This is a genomic window from uncultured Campylobacter sp. (assembly GCF_938045595.1).
In the GTDB taxonomy this organism is placed as follows: domain Bacteria; phylum Campylobacterota; class Campylobacteria; order Campylobacterales; family Campylobacteraceae; genus Campylobacter_B.
Map to the genome: position 1 here is coordinate 1 of NZ_CALIBB010000059.1, position 17,839 is coordinate 17,839.

The window sequence follows — 17,839 nt, forward strand, 5'->3', positions numbered from 1 at the left end:
GACACACGCGTCTAGTACCCGCTTATCGGCGCTACTTGCCAAAGCGCTAATTTCGTCAAATTTAGCCGCACGCACGTCCAGCGTCGGCCTATCGGCGCGCACGGTCTGACCGCCCACGCCCACGTAGTCGCACACGCCGCGCAGCTCGTGCACGAACGCGCGCTGCTTCTCGCTGCCGATCCGCCCATGCACCGCGCCGTTTAGCGTGGCGTTGATTTTGATGAAGCAAAAGCCGCCCTCGCGCGCCAGATAAAACGGCTCCGCAAGCTCCGTCGCCGCGGCACGGCAAACGTCAAATTTCACCTCTATGCCCCTGCGGCGTAAAATTTCCGCGCCGCCCGCAGCCTGCGCGTTCGTATCGCGCGCGCCGATTACCACGCGCGATAGCCCGAGCTGTGCCAAAAGCTCGGCGCAAGACGGGGTCTTGCCGCGGTGTGCGCAGGGCTCGAGCGTGACGTAGGCGCAAGCGCCGCGCAAAAGCCCGCCGTGGCGGTTTAAGATAAAATCATAGGTGAAGCTCGGCTGCAAAAGCGCGCTTTTTAGGGCTTCTAGGTTTTGAAATTTAACGCCGAATTTGCGGGCGTATTCGCAAGCGAAATCCTGCGCGAAATTTGCGTCCAGATCGCACAGCGCGGCGAAAACGGCGTTTGCCTCGGCATGCAAAAAGCCCGCCTTTTTGTGTGCGCCTATGCCAAGAACCCTGCCGCTCTTATCCAGAAGCACGCAGCCCACGGCGGGGTTGGGTAGCGTCAGAGCCTGATAGCGCCACGCAGCCCGCAGCGCCAAATCCATGTAAAATTCGTCGTTCATACAAAATCCAAAATTTAAATTGTCCCGCTTCGCCGCGATTGCTTAGCAAAATTACGGCAGAGCGGAGAACTCGCCTACTCCCAGCAAATCGCGCCTCGGGCGCAAACCGGCTAGCCCACCTGCGCTCATCCTTGCTGTACTGGATAGCGCCGGCTCGCACTTAGCCCACTTGCAAGAGCCAAGCTTGCTTTAAACGCCAAATTTATCGGAGCTTACAAGTCGCGCGCCGTATGTGCCTGAGAGAAATTCCGCGTAGATACGAAACTGCGAAATCTTACCACAGGTTTTAGAATTTTATCCTAAATCGCAAATTTTGTGGCGTCCGTTTCGCGCGCGAACGGCACAAAATTTTACGCTTATCGTGCAAAAGAGCGTCTGCCAATAGCGCGGAGAGGCCGGCTTTGCGAAGTAAAATTTTAATAGGCGCCATGGCAAAATCGCAATCGAGCGTGAATATACGGCCCCAAAAGGCGCGGCTTAATTTCAGCTCAAATTCAGGGGGGGGGTAGAATTACATAATTTTTTTCAAAGGATTAAAATGTCTGAACAACCGACCGTTCAACCCCAATCAAACGTGCTTGGGATACTCTCCATAGTCTTTGCGATTTTAGGGATCTTTTTTCTAGGGATCGTCTTTGTTCCGCTTGCGTTTTTGTGCGCGATCGCCGCGACCTATCAAGCCGTCAAAAAGCAAGCCTCGCTCGTAATAGCGATATTAGCGTGGATCCTTACGATCGTGGGGCTCATGACCTCGCCCGTGCTGCTAGCCACAATCGGCATCTCCGCTTCGTAGCCGCAAATATCCGCGCCGCTTGGCGGAATTTTAATTATCTGATGGACGGCGCGCGAACCTCCGCCCGCAGAGTTTTAAAATGTAAATTTTATGGGCGGAATTCCAGCGTGGAATTTTATCGCTAAAGCGGGACTGGCGAAATTCTATAAAACGTTTTATTGATGAAATTTTGAAATTAAGTCGTGCTTGCAGATGCAATTCACAATGCAGACGCCATAAACTCGCAGGCGCAATATTCTGGTGCGGACGGTAAAATCTAAATTTATGGCAAGGCGTAAAATTTAAAATTCTGCTTTGCAGCAAAAGGTTTGAAATTTTACCGCGTCAAAACAGCGCGTAAATTTTAAATTTAGTCGCTTTCGGGCGCGACGCGAAATTCCAAAACAACGCGCAATCGTCACGCAAAACTTATCTTTTAGCGGTGCAGTGTGAAATTTCAAAACAGCACGCGCGGCATGGAAATTAAAAATTTGCGCAGCAGCAATCGCCGCGAAGCTTGCTTTTTAGCGATACGATCTGAAATTTCAAAGCGCCGCCCGGCGGCGTGAAAAATTACTTTTTATCGGCGCGATTTGAAATTTCAAAACAGGCGAGCGGCATCGGAATTTTAAAATTTTGCGCCGAGCACCGCAAGAGATCAAAAGCGACCGACAGCGGCAAATTTTAAAAAATCCAAATTTAACATGCTTCGCGTGCCCATGCGACGCAACAAGGCGTGCTGCGGGCACGTCCGCGCGAAAGGCTAATATTTATCGAATTTCACTCCGCCCGTAGCCGCACATTCGTACCGATGCCGACAATCGCAAACCTAAGCCGCAAAAAGCTTAGCGAAACGGCGTTTCGCCGCGGTACGCATGCGATCAATTGCAACGCGAAAATGCTTTCGTGCGATACGATCAAGCTCAATGCGAAAGACTTGCGCGCAGCATGTGTTTTTTGAAAGCCACACCGAATATCGCGCGCTAAATTAAAAAGCGAGGCGAGATGCCGCGAGCCGTACATCGCTCGCGATAGACGCAATAATTAAAAGCGCGCAAAAAGCAAGGCAAATCCAAATTAGCCTCGCCGCTTTAGCTTAAAATTTAAGTCTACGCTTCTCAAACACCATACCCCAAAGCCCTACATGCAAAATTTTAAAAATACGCGCCGCTACCACTGCACGTAGGTTCGCGCCTTTTTGATCTCGTCAAGTCGCACGCTTACCTCGCCGCCGTCCGTGCGCAGCCTAAGCACGCCGCCTTCGCAGTCTAGCACCTCGCCGCTTAGCTTCTGCCCGTCCGTGCAGCTTAGGCGCACCAGCTCGCCCACAGAGTTTGCGAAATGCTGCGGCTTGCTTAGCTTGCGCTCAAGCCCGGGCGAGCCGACCTCCAGCGTCCATTCGCCCTCAAGCGGCGGCTCCACGTCGAAAATCGGCGAAAGCAGCCGCGATAGCCGCTCGCAGTCGTCTAGGCCCACGCCGCCCGCTTTCGTGATACTGATGCGATAGATCGTTTTGCCGTTTTCGCTCACCGTCTCCACGTCGTAAAGCTGCACGCCGCACTCGCGCGCAAAAGCCTCTAAATCAACCATTTTTGCGCAGCTCCTCCTCTATTTTGTCAAAAAGATCGTCCATTTTGTTTTGATACTCCAAGCGGTCGTCAAATTTGAAGTGAAACGCGGGGCAGCGGTACCAGCCCTCCGCCTCGGCGCAGAAGTTTTGCAAATATCTCGCCACGCGGCCGAGCTTTTCGAGCACGAATTCCTGCTCGCGCTCGTCGAAGGCGTTTTTATCCAGATACACAAACGCGTCGTAGCGCCCGCGCTTGCACTCCACGTCGGTGACGCACAGCCCGCGCAAAAGCTCGTCCTCAAGGCTCGCGAGCGCTTCGGGGATGAGCTGCTTTAGCACGCTTTGCGTGCGCAGTCTTCTGAGTTCGGTCGGATTCATCTTTACCTCGCTATCTTAAATCGCCGCAGATTATACGGCGATGGAATTTTATTTTACGTCTTGCGATGACGGAATTTTATTGCTTTGTCGCAGCGGAGCGTCCGTCTCGCGGCGGCATAGAATTCTATCTCGCGTCCGTCTCACGACGGCACAGAATTTTATCTCGCTTCGGCATGGCGAAATATCCGTATTGCGGCGACGCGGTCTGTTTAAATTTGACACGGCTTGCGATGCGCCGGAGCGTACATTTAAATTCTGAGCGGTTTGCTGCGCGCAGGTATTGCAAGCGACGCCGCGCTTTTTAGAATTTCGCTTTTAAATTTTAAAAAGCGAGCTCGACTTTGAAATTTTGCTTTTAAATTCTAGCCCGCCCGCTTTTGCGCTTAAATTTTAAACGCAGATCGCGCAAGAATTTCATGGCTTACGTACAGAATCTCATCGCATAGCCGCACCGCTACCGCAAAAATATTTCCACGTAAGGCGCAGTTCTATTCTACGCCGTATTCTGCTCGCCACGGCACGCTATATCACCACCGCGCTGTCCGTTCGGCGCCCGCTACAGAGCCTCGCGCCGTTGCGGCTTTATTTTGCGCTACCTGCGCCGCGCTATTCTCCGCGTCGCTGTTTTGCCGCACTGCGCCGATTTAGAATTTATCTTAAATTTTAAAAACGCTTCGATGCTGCGCGAAATCTAAATTTTACCGCCTTTAAATTTCAACTTTGCGATTAAATTTAAAATTTAAGTCGCGCGGAAAATTCGCAACCTGCAAGCGGCATAAAATAAAATTTGATCGCAAAGACGCACTGCAAGAAAAGTCTAAACATTAAAATTTCAAAACTAGCGCTACGCGACAAAGCCTCGCGCAGAAACCGACAAAATTTAAAGCCTTGCTCGCGCATTCCGCCGCTAAATTTAAAAGACGAAATTTCACGCCCAAATTTTACGAGCATAAAATTTAAAAGCGCGATCGAGGCTTAAATTTAGCCGCAAGCTGCGCAAACGAAGTCAATGCCCGCGCGGAATTCCGCGAGCATTAATCGATCGTAGCCTGCTCCTCTTTTTGCTTGTAACTTTCGATAAAATCGCCCACGCGCATATCGTCGTAGCCCTCGATGCCTACGCCGCACTCGAAGCCTTTGGCGACTTCCTTGGCGTCGTCTTTGAAGCGCTTGAGCGAGCTGACGTTGCCCTCGAAAACGATGACGCCCTCTCTGATGACGCGGATCTTCGCGCCGCGAGCGATGAGCCCGTCGGTAACCATGCAGCCCGCGATCTGCCCGATCTTAGGCACGTTGATGACCTGGCGGATCTCGGCTTGACCCAAGGCCTCCTCGCTGATGATCGGGCTCATAAGACCGCCCAAAAGCGCCTTGATATCGTCAATGAGATTGTAGATGACGTTGTAGGTCTTAATCTGCGCGCCGCGCTCCTTGGCAAGCTCTTTGATCTCGCCCGTAGGACGGACGTTGAAGCCCAAGATCACGCAGTTTTCGCTGGCGCTTGCTAAGGCGATGTCGTTTTGCGTGATACCGCCGATGCCGCTGTGGATGATATCGACCTTGACTTCGTCGTTGCGGAGCTTCTCAAGGCTTGCTTTGATAGCCTCCAGCGAGCCCGCAACGTCAGCTTTGATGATCACGGGTAGGCTTTTTAGCGAGCCTTCGGCGATCTTGGCGCTTAGCTCGTCGATGGTGACCTTGGTCGATTTGCTAAGCTCTTTTTGGCGCTGATGCTCGTAAATTTTGCTCGCGTACTCGCGCGCTTCTTTATCGCTTGAAACGCCGATCAGCGTCTCGCCCGCGCCCGGAACCTCGCTAAGGCCTATGATGACGCCGCATTCGCCCGGTAAAATTTGCTTTAACGCCCTACCCTTATCGTCGCTAAGCGCGCGCACCTTACCATATGCGATGCCCGCTACGACGGTGTCTCCAACGCGTAGAGTGCCGTTTTGCACGATGACAGTAGCAACGGCGCCGCGGCCTTTTTGAAGGGAGCTTTCGATGATGGTTGCCTTAGCCTGCTTGCTAGGATCGGCTTTGAGCTCCAAAAGATCGGCTTGCAAAAGCACGATCTCTAATAAATTTTCGATCCCGTCGCCTGTTTTTGCGGAGATCGGCACGAACTCGTAGCTGCCGCCCCACTCGGTAGGCATGATATCAAGCTCTGCAAGCCCAGTTTTTACGAGATCGGGATTGGCATTAGGCTTGTCCATCTTGTTTATCGCGATGATGATCGGCACGTTTGCCGCCTTGGCGTGCGCTATGGCCTCCTTAGTCTGAGGCTTGACGCCGTCGTCTGCAGCCACTACGATGATTACGATATCGGTAACCTCGGCCCCGCGCGCTCTCATCGAAGTAAAGGCCTCATGGCCCGGGGTGTCGATGAAGGTGATCTTCCTGCCGTTTTTCTCGACCATATACGCGCCTACGTGCTGCGTGATGCCGCCCGCTTCGCCGCTTGCGACGCGAGAGTTTCGGATATAATCGAGCAGGCTCGTTTTGCCGTGATCGACGTGTCCCATAATGGTGATGACGGGCGCTCTGGCGATTAAATTTTCTTCGCCTTCGCTATCCTCGTAAGCTTTGATGTAGTCAAACTCCTGCGCCTCATCGATGATATTTACCTCGATACCGAACTCGCTTGCTAAAATTTCTATCGCGTCCTCGTCCAAAAAGTCGTTTTTCGTCGTCATCATTCCAAGCGCAAATAACTTGCCGATGATCTCGCTAGGCTGCTTTTTGATCTTATCGGCGAACTCATAGACGCGGATCTCTTTTGGTATATTTACAGAGCTTACGATTTCGCTACCCTGCTCGCGAGGGGCTTTTTTATGCTTTTTGCGACCGCCGCGACTTATGCCACCTTCGCTGCTAAAAATTTGATTTTGCGAGGCGCGATAAATATTGGGTTGGTTTTTACTTTTGGTGCGGTTTTCGGTTTGGATCGGTTTGACAGTGAAATCGGGCATTACCACGACGTCTTCGTCCTCGATGACGATATCCGCCATCTCGTGATCAGGAATGATGTCAATTTTAAGGGCGTCCTCTTTTTTAGCGGCGGGAGCTTTTTTCTTTTCGATCTTTTTCTTTTTCAAATTTAGTTCGGCATTTGAAAAGATCGCCTCCAAGCTCGCGCTCATCTTTTCGCGCCTAGGCTCGGTCCTATTTTGTGCCGCCGGGACCTGAACTTCCTTTTTCTTTTTTACGATGACTAAGCCGCGGCGCTTTTGCAGGCTCTCGCTAGCGATGCTATCGCCGCTGTTTATCTGCACCGAAGCAGGCTTTGAAGCGGCGTTTTGCTTCTCCTCTTTCTCCTGCGGGGTGGAGGAAATTTCTTCTTTTTGATTTTGAGATTTTTCGGTTTTTATCTCAGGCTCTTGCGTACGCGCTTTTTCATCGCTAGGCTCTTTGGCGCTCTGCGCTGACTCTTTGGATTCGGAAGCTTTTAAGCTTTCCGCCTTTTTAGGGCTCTCTTTTTTAGCGGTTTTTTTAGTTTCACTCTGTTTTTTAGCGGGCTTATTCTCGTCTTCTTGCGCTTTTTCGGAGCTTTTCTTTGCGGGCTTTGACTTTTTCCCCGGCAAAATTCCCGTCTGGATATAATCGTAAATAGCGGCAGCTTCCTCTTCGCTTACTTTATTCGACGCGGTTTTTACCCTCTTAAAGCCCATCTCCTGCGCTTTTTCGATTATCTCTTTGCTTGCGTATCCAAGCTCGTCCGCGATATCTTTAATCAGAACACCCATTTAAAACCCTCTCCTTGATATGTCCCAAATCTGCGCTAGACGCAAATTTAGATAGATATTTTGAAATTTTCTCTTTTTGATTTATGCAACCGTCGCAAATATAAAATTGTCTGTTTGAGCTTATATTTTTAAAATTTTGCAAAAAGGCGTGGAGTTCGCGCTTGGCGAAGCGCCCCCTGCAAATAACGCACATCCTAATCGGTTCGCTCATGCGATTATATCTTTATTTTTCTTAGTCAATATTAAAGCCGCCGTTGTCGATCTCTAAAATTTCGACGCGGAAGTTTTTAAAATTTTCGCTAAGGCAGGCTTTAAGCTTTGCGGCGTCGGATCTATAGGCTAAATTTAAAAAGCTTGAGCCGCTTCCCGAGAGCGAGCTCATAAGCGCGCCGTTATCATAGGCGATCTCGCGCACCCCAAAAAGCTGCGGAAGCACGCCCATGCGCATCTGTTCGTGCATCTTATCGATACAGGCGTAACGCAAGCTGTCGTAATCGCGCCGCATAAAGCAAGCGGTCAGAAACGCCGCGTGCGAGAGGTTGCTAACGCAATCTTTGATCGAAAAGCTCTTAGGCAGCCTGCCGCGCGATTCGTTCGTAGGCATCGGCGTATCGGGGATAACGACGACCGCTTGCAGATCTTGCGAAATTTCGCATTTTTGCGTGCGAACCGTCTTGCCGTCCACGACGCTGCTGACAAAGCCACCGAGCGTCGCGGGCGCGATATTATCAGGGTGGTTTTCATATTCTAGAGCCATGTTTAAAATTTTAGCGCGATCGATCTCAAAACCGCAAATTTTATAAGCGCTTGCGATAGCGCCTACGATCACGGCCGAGCTGCTGCCCAGCCCGCGCGAAAACGGGATGTTGTTGTGAAAAGCAAATTTAAAATTTATCTCTTGCCCGCCGCCTAGTTTTCTGTAAATTTCATTGAAAATATTCAAAAAAGCGTTGCCTTTTTTTAACCACGCTCTGTCGCTACCCTCGCCGCTAAGCGATACGCAAAAAAACTTCTGCTCGGTAATCTCTACTTCGTTAAATAGCCCTAGGCTAAGGCCGAGCGCGTCGAAACCGGGGCCTAAATTTGCGCTCGTCGCAGGAATCCTTATAATCAAGCTCTCTCCTAAACCGCTTCTATGATGTAATTTGGAAGTATATCATCGCTTTTATTTAAAACCGATAAATCCTGCGGTAAAGATAGCGCGGCGGGAGCGCATTTTTTCATTTTGATTTCTCCGTTCTCATAAACGTAGCTGAAGTTTTTATTCGCCCTGATCGGCCCGAAGCCACTTAGCTCAAAGCCGCTGATCGCGTACAGCGGCACATCAAGAGCGATGCTAAGCGTGCGCAATATCACGTAGCTTACCTTCATGCCCATGAAGCTGCCTGGAGTATTTGCGTAGATGAGCTCTTTGATTTTATAAGTTTTTAGAATTTCGCTAAATTTGCAGATCAGAAATTTATCAGCCTTTTCACCTTCAGCGCTCGTAAATTCCGCTATCTTAGCGCCGTTTTCATACACACCGAGCAGGCACGGAGCGCTAAGAGCGGCAATTAAAATTTGAACTTCTTTGATTTTGCAGCCTTAAGCAAAGACTTTTTGATATTCGCGCACAACCTCGGCGGTAAGATCTACTAGCTCGAAATTTTTAGCGTCGGCAAGGACTGCCAAAGTGAGTTTATGATTTAAATCGTGGCTTCCCGCAAACGCCGTATAATCGCCCAAAATCGGGGCGCCCACGAGCGCCAAATCGCCGATCGCGTCTAAAATTTTATGGCGGACAAACTCATTTTCAAAGCGCAAACCTTCGGGATTTAAAATTTTGTTCTCATCGATTACGACGGCGTTTTCTAAGCTGCCGCCTAGAGCTAGCCCCATGGAGCGTAGCGCCTGCACGTCCTTCAAAAACCCAAACGTTCTGGCGCGCGAAATTTCTTTAAGATAGGCTTTTTTGCTAAATTCAAAAACATGGTGCTGAGTGCCGATGAGAGGATGGCTAAATTTAATCGTATAATCAAATTTAGGGCTCTTGCTAGGACTTAGCCGTACGAGCTTATCTCCCTCACGAATCTCCACGGCTCGCTTGATGATGAAGGCTTTTTTATTCGCGTCGAGCTCTCTTACTCCCGCTTCGTCCAAAAGCATACAAAAGCTCGCCGAACTTCCGTCCATCACAGGAATTTCATTAGCATCGACGATAATACGGATATTATCGATACCATAGGCATTAATGGCGCTCATTAGATGCTCTATTGTTGATATATAGCCCTTCTCGCTTCCTACGACGGTTGCCATCTGCGTATTTATGACGTTTTTCGGCTCGGCTTTAAAACTAATGCCAAGATCACTTCTATAAAATACGATTCCACTGCCCGCCTCTAAAGGCTCTAACGTAAGTCTGATAGGCTCACCTTTGTGCAGCCCGATGCCGACGTTATGGACTTTCTTAGCTATCGTTGTCTGTCTCATTTCTATCCTCGTTTTCATTAACCCGCGCATTATAGCGAAAATTTTAAAATTTACTTACCTTTTTCTATTACTTTTTTGGACGATTCTAAGACATCGGTAATGTTATCTTTCATCCACTTAGGATCCATCCACTCCTCGGGCCTTACGTCCACGCCCTGAACTACGATACCAAAATGAAGATGATCTCCGAAAGCAAAGCCGCTTGAGCCTGTCTGTGCTAGAATATCGCCTGGCTTTACGTCGCTGCCGACGCTTAACTGCGTCGCCGAGCAGTGTCCGTAGATGCCGTACAATCCAAAGCCGTAGTAAATTCCTAAATTTAATCCGAAAATTCCGTTTTCCTGCGCGAAAACTACCTTGCCGTAGTTGCTCTCTTTGATATCGGCGTTTGCGACGCTTGCTAGATCGAGCCCCATATGCCATGACTCGCTTACTTGTTCATCGTTCATAAAAAATATCCGATGATCGGCAAAGCTTGCTACCGCTGCGCCTTTAGCAAGCGGATAAAAAGGCTTTAGCTCAAATCCATTTATTCTATCCTCGTGCACCGCGCTAGTAGCAGCGTGCAGATCATCTCCGTTTTTCTTACGCAGAGTTTCGTTTACGAATTTAAATTTCTCCAAATCGCTCATCGAGTTAAAATTCTGCGCATATTGGCTAGCCAGATCACTTACTTTGCCGTTAATGAAGCCCGGATTTAGCTTGATAGTAGAGACTTTATATTTTTTGTCCTGATAAAAATATTTGATCTGCGAAATGCTTTCGTTGCCTGCACGATCGGTGGCGACCGCTTCTGCGCGAAATTCCTCTAAATTTGCAGGCCACGCTACGAGAGACGCATAATAGCCCTCTTTTACAAAAGGAATTGCTTTAAAAATTTTGCCATAGTTGGTTTTGACATAGACTTCGTTTAGACGCTCGTCTTTTGCCGAAAATACAACTACAGCGCTACCGCCTTTGGTGATTTTATAGGATTGATTGATGATATTTATGAGGGGCTTTTTGTCATCTATTATTATATTTGCCGTTTTTACGCTCTTATTTCCTTGCGCAAAATTCCACGAGCTAATGTCGTTTGCAAAAACCTCGAGCTTGTAGTTTTTATCTTTATTAAGCATCAAATTTTTAGGAAATTGCACGGCAAGCTCTAGCGTCGTTTGCGGAACGTTCAGCTCCTCATTTAGTAGCGGTATCGTGCTGGCTCCGTCGTTTAAATTAACGCGAACGAGCTTAATGCCGGTATCGTCTGAAATTTTAATCTTTAAAGGCGAAGTTAAATTCCAATAAATTTCATTTTCCAACGCAATTTGCGGAGGATTTTTTTCAAATTTCGGCGAGGTGAAAATTCTAAAAATTCCATAAACCAAAGCGCATATTATAATAAGAAATATTAAAATTTTAAGCTTCGTTCCATTGCCATTTCTACGCATAAAAGAGCCTTTGATATGATTTTAGAGCGCGATTTTACAAGCTTAACTTAAATTATCGGTAAAGCGAGGCAAAATTTAACGCAAATGTTTAGCGATTTACGAGGCGATTTAAAATTTTAAATTCTAGCAATTTTAGAATCTCAAAAATTTATGAGCTTTAAAATTCAGTGGCGCGCTAGATCCTATGCAGTGAAATTCCGCGCGCGACAAAGCGGCGTTTATCGTCTATATCGTAATCTTTAAAATTTCAATATTAGAATTTCTTTAAATTATGCTAATTGCTTGCATTGATTTTTTTAGAACTCTTGTACTTAAAATTTTGCCATACGAATGGAATTTTAAACTATCTTGATAACTAAAATTCTAAAAAATTCAAAGCAAGATATGCGTTTAAATTTCATCTTAAGCCGAGCGAAATTCCAATTAAAATTTAGCTCAAACCGCCTAAAATAGTTTAATTGCCAAATTAGCGCGACAAGAAAAGTCAGAATTGCGAGCGTTATTAAATTTTAAGGCGTGCGGTGAAAATTCTACACACGCCTTAATGTTCGCAATTGCCGCGTTTAATTAAATCTAGCGCCGATGCTAAATTCGAAGCTATTTGTATCGTCGTGCGGTTTTTTATTAAGCGGCTTAACGAAGTATAACTGCAAAGGCCCCATCGGCGTCATCCACTCGATACCGGCACCCGTGCTGTAGCGCTCCTCCTCATTCCAGTCATGATCGCCGATCATTCCGTAGTCAAAAAACGTTACAAAGCGCATTTTAAGCCTATCAACTACCGGAAAGCTTAGCTCAAAGGAGTTATTGAAGCTCTGCATACCGCCCGTCTCGATATAGCGGCAATTATTTGAGTTTAAGCAGATCTCTTTTTTCGGGATACTGCGACCTTCGTAGCCTCTAATACTTTTCATTCCGCCTAGGAACAGCTTTTCGTTGATCGGGATCTTTTTATTACCTTCCCACATATAGCCCGTTGCAGCTTTGTATCTAAAGATAATGTCGTGATCGATATAATCTCGCAAGCCAAAGTAGTAGTTAAACGACCCTCGCGCCTTGGTGTAGTCCATATCGCCGCCAAGACCCGCGTATTCTAAGCTAGCACTTGCGATCATACCGCTTCTTGGCAAGTAATAATCATCGGTGCTGTTGTATGTAATAGACGGGATAATAGAGCTTTTTAAATTCTTACCATCCAGATAGCCTGCTTTGGCGTAATATTCGTTTAAGCCCTTAATCTCGCTTTTTTCGAGATAATATGTAAGGCTTACGTCGGTATTGCGCCCGATCTTGCGACCGCCCGTAATTGAAAATCCGTAAGATTTCTCATCGTAATCGTCCCAGTCGTAATCGTTGGCAAAGATCGATCCGCCCAAGCTATACTCAGAATCAAACACTCTAGGATTGGTTAAGCTCAAGCGTCCGCTTAGCTGATCGTCGCTCTTTTCAACCGAGAACGCGCCGTGAAGACCGGTGCCAAATACGTTACGATCGCTGATACCGCCGCTAAGTAAAATTCCATCCTCACTGCCATATCCGATACCACCCGTGATAGAGCCTGTAGGAGCTTCTTTGACTGCGACTTCAAGATCGATCTGATCGTTAGAAACGCGGTTTTCTTTAATCTCCACCTCATCGAAATACCCCGTGCGTTTTAAAGAATTTAACGAATCGTTGTAGTCGGTTTTGCTATATAAATTTCCCTCGGTCAGATACATCTCGCGGCGAATGACCTTATCCTCGGTCTTATCGTTACCCGAGATCGTTACGTTTCTAATATAGACTTTATCCTCCGGGATGACTTGATACGTGATAGCGACTGTGCGAGCTTCTTTGTCCTGCTTAGTCTTAGGCACGATGCGCACATAGGCGTATCCCTGATCCGCGACTAAAGTCTCTAGCGTATTCATATCGCGGCGCAAACGCTCGGAATTCATTGTATCGCCCTTTTGAAGCTTAAAATCGTCCAAAACTTTTTCTTTATCAAGCTTGATTATATCTGCAGGATACTCGATATCTACGGAGCTTACGGTGTATTGCTCGCCCTCGCTGATGTAGTAGGTAAGATCGGCAGTGTAATTATCCATATCGGCATTAAGTAGTGGCGCCGAAACCTGCGCGTCTAAGTAGCCTTTTTTATAATATTCTTCTTGAATTCTATTTGCGTCGTTAGGAAGCTCGGCGGTTTTTACCTTACCATCGTTAAAGCCCCACATCCAGCCCAGCATCTCGCGTTCTTTATTGGCGACGGATGGCTCTATATCGTCATAGTCTAGCTTGTCCGCGCCTACTAAATTTACCTTATCGATGATGATATTTTCGCCGCGATTTACCTCAATCGTTAGCAAGATGACCGATTTATCGTCGTTTATCGGCTTTGGATAAAATTCCACCACGGTGTCAAAAAAGCCCTTGACTTCGTAGTATTGCTTGATGCGGGTCTCCGCTTTTTTAGCAGCCACCTCATCGTAAACCTGACCCGGACGCAAGCCGATGAGCTCATTTATCTTATCGCGATCATTGGTAACTACGTTTTTGATCTCGACCTTAGCGATAGTCGGCTTTTCGGTTATATTGATAGTGACCGCGCCGCCTTGTTCACTAATATAAACATCGCTGAAATAGCCCTGCTCAAATAGCTTCGAGATCGCAGCATTGGTGTTTTCGCCGTTAAGCTCATCGCCTACCTTAAGTCCTGAAATTTGCTGTGCGACCTGTGGAGAAAGATGTCTAAGACCTTCAAATTTAATGGATTTTATCTGCGCGGCGCACGCCACGGAAATCCCGCCTACTAAGAGTAAAAAAACGCTTTTTTTCATAAAATTTTACCTAAAAACGAAAATAATTTGCGTATAATACCACATTAAAATTAAAACTTACATATATCAAAAAGGAATTTTATGAAGATAGGAATTATCGGCTTGGGTCTCATCGGCGGCTCTCTTGGGCTATGTCTAAAAAGCACCAAAATCATTAGCGCCGTCTATGGCTGCGACATCAACCGCGAAAACGAAAAAGAAGCTCTGAGACTTGGGCTCGTGCATGAAATTTTAAGCCTGGAGCAGATGAAGCAAAGCTGCGACGCGATCTTTCTTGCAATCCCCGTGGAGGCAATTATTGAGACGTTGCAAAAACTAAGCGACTGCAGAAGCGAAACGACAATCATCGATCTGGGAAGCACGAAATTTAAAATTTTGCAAAGCTGCCCGCCGCAGATCAGACGAAATTTCATCGCAGCTCACCCAATGGCTGGTACCGAAAACTCCGGTCCGCAAGCGGCATTTAAAGAGCTTTTAAACGGCGCGGTAGTCGTCATCTGCGACGATCACGGCGCGGACGAAACGCACGTCAAGCGCGCGGTCGAAATTTTTTCTTTCGCGGGGATGAAGATCGTATTTATGGACGCAAAAAGCCACGATCACCACGTGGCGCTCATCTCACACCTGCCGCATGCGATCAGCTACTCGCTCGTAAACAGCGTACTAAAAGAGGAAAATCGCCGCAACATCATAAATTTAGCCGGCGGCAGCTTCTCGGGCATGAGCCGTATCGCCAAGAGCTCGCCGCAGATGTGGGTCGATATTTTCAAGCAAAACCGCACGAACCTCCTAGGCGCGATCGACGCTTTTAAAAACGAGCTCGAAATTTGCGTACAGATGATTGAGGGCGAGCGCTGGGACGAGCTTGAGGCGTGGATGTATGAAGCGCGCAAGCTAAGGGATATTATTTAAAATTTCAGCGCGACCTGACTGCGCGACGGGAGCTGCAAGAACGCGCCTTTAAATTCTAAAATTTCGCTTTCAAACAGCCTGCGCAATTTAAATTTTAATACGTGCGAGCCTGGATGCGAACTCAAAAATCTATGCATTCCTGCGTGAAAATTTTCTTTGAGGGAAATTCCAGTGCGCAAAGCCTCGCCTTTTCGCCCCAGTGCTTTTTATAAACACAGCCCAGATCGATATTTGCGCTAAATTCCGTAATGACGGGCTTTTTCACCGGCGTGTGCCCGTAGACGTTAAAAATTCCATCATTCGCGCTATCATCTCCGCGCCCGCTTAGCACGTGAGCGGCGAAGCTTTTCGCGCGCTCTGCATCGTGTCTAATCCCCCACGCGCGACCCACTGCGGAGTGCGATACGACGAGCGTGTGACCGCTTTCATCGCACAAATCATACTCCAGGTAAATCGGCAGCCGCGAGACAAACCGCAGATGCTCCTTGCATTGCTTCACGCCTCCGTGACGATAATACGACGCTAGCGTCGCCTCACCGCCGTTATTAAATAGCCAGCTTTCATCCAGGCTAAAAAATGCGTAGAGGTCATTTGAGCTCGTAAATTTGCCCGTCTTTGCGCACCTTAGTGCAGTTTTTGCGTTGCCCACAAAGCGCTTTTCGTGATTGCCCATCACCGCGTCATATCCGCGAGTGCGCACAAATTCAATCACATCCGCACTCGCAGGACCTCGGTCGATCAGATCGCCAACGAAGCAAATTTTACTATCAAATTTATGCGGCAGCTGCTCTATTAACGCCAAAAGTGATCTGTAGCAGCCATGCACGTCGCCTATGATGTAGATATTTTGCATAATTTCTCCTTAAATTTTAACGCTATCGCCTTTTAACGCGCGGGCTGTGATTGTAAGCGGCGACCAAGAATTTCAAGGCGAAATTCTGCACTAAATTTTAAAATTTCGCGCGCTAGGTTTTAGGTGAATAAACTTGTTTTAAGACTTCGGTTACCACGATCAGAGCTAAAACGTAAGCCGTGCAGATGCCGATTAATATATCGCCTCCATGTAATTCAAATACCGCAGCGATCGTTATCCCCAAAAACGGCGATATTATCCAAATCGCCACGGTCGGCAAAAACAGATTGACGAAAAAATTCACAAGCCTATCAAAATCCTTTAGTTTTTCGGCAAGTATCGCGCAAATTCCGCAGAAAAATATCCAAAGAACTACAAAATATACACACCTTTCCTGCAACCATTCTGAAAGATAGCCATATCTATCGCTAAAGGCGACGAAAAATAGCTCTACTGACAAATCCACTAAAATTAAAACGCTTGTGAAGCAAAAACTCATCGAAAACGCGCAGGCTATAATTTTTAAAATAATCATCTGGGCTCCTAAAATTCTAAATTTAGCTAAAAAATTCCTCGATCAGCCGCGCCATCTCGCTCTCGGCGGCGACGTGGTTGATCTGCTCGCGAAAGCTTGCGGCATTTTCGCGCCCCTTAGAGTATTCGTGCAGATGCTTGCGAAATATCGCTACGCCGTGGCTACCGTAATGGCCGAGCATTTGGGAGAAATGATAAAGCACGACCTCCCTTTTTAGCGCGTCGCTTGCCTGCTCGCCCGTTTTGATCTCGCGAAAGATCCACGGCCTGCCGATTACCGCGCGACCGATCATCAGCGCGTTTGCGCCGCTAAGGCCTCGCACAGCAGGGGCATTGGCGGAGTTTATGTCGCCGTTTGCGATCACGGGGATTTGCAGCACGCATTTGGCTCTTGCGATCGCGCCGTAATCCACCGCCGCGCTGTATCCGCCCGCTCTGGTGCGGCCATGAATCGCGATAAAATCGGCTCCTGCGCTTTGTACGGCGCGCGCGATATTTTCGATATCCACGGCGCCGAAGCCCAGCCGCACCTTCGCGCTCGTAAATTTTTTATTCGAATACTTTTTGATAGTCTCAACTAGGCGCGATAGGCGGGGCAGATCAAGCAGCAGTGCCGAGCCGGCGCCCTGTTTTACGACTTTGGGGACGGGACAGCCGCAGTTTAGATCGATGCCGTCGATGCCGTCAAATTTATTGATGAGCAAAACCGCCTTTTTGATAATTTCCGCATCACTGCCTGCGATCTGCACAAAAAATGGGGTTTCCGCGGCGTTTTTTTCGAGCATCTTTAGCGTCTTTTCGCCCTCGAAAACAAGGGCGTTTGCGCTTATCATCTCGCTTACGGTCGCGTCGCAGCCGAATTTTTTCACTACGCCCCGTAGCGGCGGATCCGAAAAGCCCGCCAAAGGCGCCAAAAATAGAGGGTCCCTTTTAAAAAAATCTTCCGTCATTTTAAATTTCTCATTTTGATTTCGTTTGAATTTAAACCTTTAAATTTAACGCCGCAGCGCTTGCAGCGGGCTTTTGCAGTGAGCTTTAAAATTTTAAATTTCATAGGCTACGTATTCGCATTTAGGCGCGAATTTTATTTCTAAGCTTGGCTAATTTGCATGGCGGCAAAACGGCAGCAAGAATGATCGCCACTAAATTTTATTTGCGCAGCGAACCAAACAAGCAGTTTGCAAAACGCCGTATGAAATTTTAAAATTTCATCACTTTATTCGGCTAGCAAGTCTTACGCTTTACGTTTAAATTTTAAATTTCATCGCGTAAATGCCAAATCCGTTTACGCGCACACTACGCAAGCAAATCTTTTAAATTTTACCGCTTGCGCGTATTGATCTTTCGATAAATTTTGAAATTTCAAATTTGCGCGAGTTAAAATTTTATCCGCACTTTAAATTTTTATCGCGCAGGCTGTGTTTAATAGCCACAAAGAACTTAAAAGCAATCTCTCTTACCCGCGCACAAAACGAACTCGTAAAATTACCGAGCTAAAATAACAGCGACGCGGGGACGTTTTTGCCGTTGTCTCGCAAAAATAGCAGAA

At 47.6% G+C, this 17,839-nt stretch carries 17 protein-coding genes; 4 read left to right on the top strand and 13 right to left on the bottom strand.

Annotated features, from left to right (window positions below):
• A partial coding sequence (gene ribD, locus Q0340_RS02310; RefSeq protein ID WP_298081998.1) for a bifunctional diaminohydroxyphosphoribosylaminopyrimidine deaminase/5-amino-6-(5-phosphoribosylamino)uracil reductase RibD occupies positions 1–810 on the bottom strand: 810 nt, incomplete at its 3' end.
• A gap of 538 nt (positions 811–1,348) precedes the next feature.
• Here ribD and Q0340_RS02315 point away from each other — a divergent pair.
• On the top strand, positions 1,349–1,603 hold the full coding sequence (locus Q0340_RS02315) for a hypothetical protein (protein WP_069435689.1): 255 nt from the start codon (positions 1,349–1,351) through the stop codon (positions 1,601–1,603).
• 544 nt (positions 1,604–2,147) lie between these two features.
• Positions 2,148–2,270, top strand: coding sequence for a hypothetical protein (locus Q0340_RS02320; protein WP_298081999.1), 123 nt, complete (start codon positions 2,148–2,150; stop codon positions 2,268–2,270).
• A 482-nt stretch (positions 2,271–2,752) separates the two neighbouring features.
• Here the strand turns inward: Q0340_RS02320 and Q0340_RS02325 are convergent, their stop codons facing one another.
• Positions 2,753–3,172 (bottom strand): ribosome maturation factor RimP, encoded by a 420-nt coding sequence (locus Q0340_RS02325; protein WP_298082000.1) that lies wholly within the window; start codon positions 3,170–3,172, stop codon positions 2,753–2,755.
• Positions 3,165–3,530 (bottom strand): 30S ribosome-binding factor RbfA, encoded by a 366-nt coding sequence (rbfA, locus tag Q0340_RS02330; protein ID WP_005872391.1) that lies wholly within the window; start codon positions 3,528–3,530, stop codon positions 3,165–3,167. Before rbfA ends, Q0340_RS02325 begins: the two co-directional genes overlap by 8 nt.
• 787 nt (positions 3,531–4,317) lie before the next feature.
• On the opposite strand from rbfA, the gene Q0340_RS02335 reads away from it, so the two are divergent.
• Positions 4,318–4,509: a hypothetical protein gene (locus Q0340_RS02335; protein WP_298082001.1), complete on the top strand. Its 192-nt coding sequence runs from the start codon at positions 4,318–4,320 to the stop codon at positions 4,507–4,509.
• 55 nt (positions 4,510–4,564) lie between these two features.
• Here Q0340_RS02335 and infB read toward each other — a convergent pair whose 3' ends face one another.
• The 7 genes from infB to bamA all read right to left on the bottom strand — a co-directional run bounded on the left by infB (position 4,565) and on the right by bamA (position 13,991).
• On the bottom strand, positions 4,565–7,273 hold the full coding sequence (gene infB, locus Q0340_RS02340; protein ID WP_298082002.1) for a translation initiation factor IF-2: 2,709 nt from the start codon (positions 7,271–7,273) through the stop codon (positions 4,565–4,567).
• A complete protein-coding gene (locus Q0340_RS02345) occupies positions 7,257–7,484 on the bottom strand; it encodes a hypothetical protein (RefSeq protein ID WP_297882510.1) in 228 nt (75 codons plus the stop codon). The genes infB and Q0340_RS02345 overlap by 17 nt, the downstream gene beginning before the upstream one ends.
• A gap of 21 nt (positions 7,485–7,505) precedes the next feature.
• Positions 7,506–8,387: a homoserine kinase gene (thrB, locus tag Q0340_RS02350; protein ID WP_298082003.1), complete on the bottom strand. Its 882-nt coding sequence runs from the start codon at positions 8,385–8,387 to the stop codon at positions 7,506–7,508.
• A gap of 8 nt (positions 8,388–8,395) precedes the next feature.
• Positions 8,396–8,794, bottom strand: coding sequence for a glycoprotease (locus tag Q0340_RS02355; RefSeq protein ID WP_298082004.1), 399 nt, complete (start codon positions 8,792–8,794; stop codon positions 8,396–8,398).
• A 63-nt stretch (positions 8,795–8,857) separates the two neighbouring features.
• The gene (lpxC, locus tag Q0340_RS02360) at positions 8,858–9,742 is read right to left on the bottom strand and encodes a UDP-3-O-acyl-N-acetylglucosamine deacetylase (protein WP_298082005.1); all 885 of its coding nucleotides are present in this window, start codon (positions 9,740–9,742) and stop codon (positions 8,858–8,860) included.
• A gap of 50 nt (positions 9,743–9,792) precedes the next feature.
• Entirely contained in the window at positions 9,793–11,172 is a 1,380-nt protein-coding gene (locus Q0340_RS02365) for a M23 family metallopeptidase (protein ID WP_298082006.1), read from the bottom strand.
• Positions 11,173–11,735: 563 nt separating this feature from the next.
• Positions 11,736–13,991, bottom strand: a complete 2,256-nt coding sequence (gene bamA, locus Q0340_RS02370; protein ID WP_298082007.1) for an outer membrane protein assembly factor BamA — start codon at positions 13,989–13,991, stop codon at positions 11,736–11,738.
• Positions 13,992–14,072: 81 nt separating this feature from the next.
• On the opposite strand from bamA, the gene Q0340_RS02375 reads away from it, so the two are divergent.
• The gene (locus tag Q0340_RS02375) at positions 14,073–14,903 is read left to right on the top strand and encodes a prephenate dehydrogenase (RefSeq protein ID WP_298082008.1); all 831 of its coding nucleotides are present in this window, start codon (positions 14,073–14,075) and stop codon (positions 14,901–14,903) included.
• A gap of 121 nt (positions 14,904–15,024) precedes the next feature.
• Here the strand turns inward: Q0340_RS02375 and Q0340_RS02380 are convergent, their stop codons facing one another.
• From Q0340_RS02380 to Q0340_RS02390, 3 genes are all read right to left on the bottom strand, one after another.
• Positions 15,025–15,756: a metallophosphoesterase gene (locus Q0340_RS02380; RefSeq protein WP_298082009.1), complete on the bottom strand. Its 732-nt coding sequence runs from the start codon at positions 15,754–15,756 to the stop codon at positions 15,025–15,027.
• A gap of 112 nt (positions 15,757–15,868) precedes the next feature.
• A complete protein-coding gene (locus tag Q0340_RS02385; RefSeq protein WP_298082010.1) occupies positions 15,869–16,291 on the bottom strand; it encodes a hypothetical protein in 423 nt (140 codons plus the stop codon).
• 22 nt (positions 16,292–16,313) lie between these two features.
• A complete protein-coding gene (locus Q0340_RS02390; protein ID WP_298082011.1) occupies positions 16,314–17,240 on the bottom strand; it encodes a tRNA-dihydrouridine synthase in 927 nt (308 codons plus the stop codon).
• Positions 17,241–17,839: the final 599 nt, after the last annotated feature.

Coding starts and splice junctions, on each gene's coding strand:
- Q0340_RS02375 (WP_298082008.1), top strand. CDS start 14,073: ATGAAGATAGGAATTATCGGCTTGGGTCTCATCGGCGGCTCTCTTGGG.
- Q0340_RS02390 (WP_298082011.1), bottom strand. CDS start 17,240: ATGACGGAAGATTTTTTTAAAAGGGACCCTCTATTTTTGGCGCCTTTG.
- Q0340_RS02365 (WP_298082006.1), bottom strand. CDS start 11,172: ATGCGTAGAAATGGCAATGGAACGAAGCTTAAAATTTTAATATTTCTT.
- lpxC (WP_298082005.1), bottom strand. CDS start 9,742: ATGAGACAGACAACGATAGCTAAGAAAGTCCATAACGTCGGCATCGGG.
- Q0340_RS02325 (WP_298082000.1), bottom strand. CDS start 3,172: ATGGTTGATTTAGAGGCTTTTGCGCGCGAGTGCGGCGTGCAGCTTTAC.
- infB (WP_298082002.1), bottom strand. CDS start 7,273: ATGGGTGTTCTGATTAAAGATATCGCGGACGAGCTTGGATACGCAAGC.
- bamA (WP_298082007.1), bottom strand. CDS start 13,991: ATGAAAAAAAGCGTTTTTTTACTCTTAGTAGGCGGGATTTCCGTGGCG.
- Q0340_RS02315 (WP_069435689.1), top strand. CDS start 1,349: ATGTCTGAACAACCGACCGTTCAACCCCAATCAAACGTGCTTGGGATA.
- Q0340_RS02385 (WP_298082010.1), bottom strand. CDS start 16,291: ATGATTATTTTAAAAATTATAGCCTGCGCGTTTTCGATGAGTTTTTGC.
- Q0340_RS02380 (WP_298082009.1), bottom strand. CDS start 15,756: ATGCAAAATATCTACATCATAGGCGACGTGCATGGCTGCTACAGATCA.
- rbfA (WP_005872391.1), bottom strand. CDS start 3,530: ATGAATCCGACCGAACTCAGAAGACTGCGCACGCAAAGCGTGCTAAAG.
- Q0340_RS02345 (WP_297882510.1), bottom strand. CDS start 7,484: ATGAGCGAACCGATTAGGATGTGCGTTATTTGCAGGGGGCGCTTCGCC.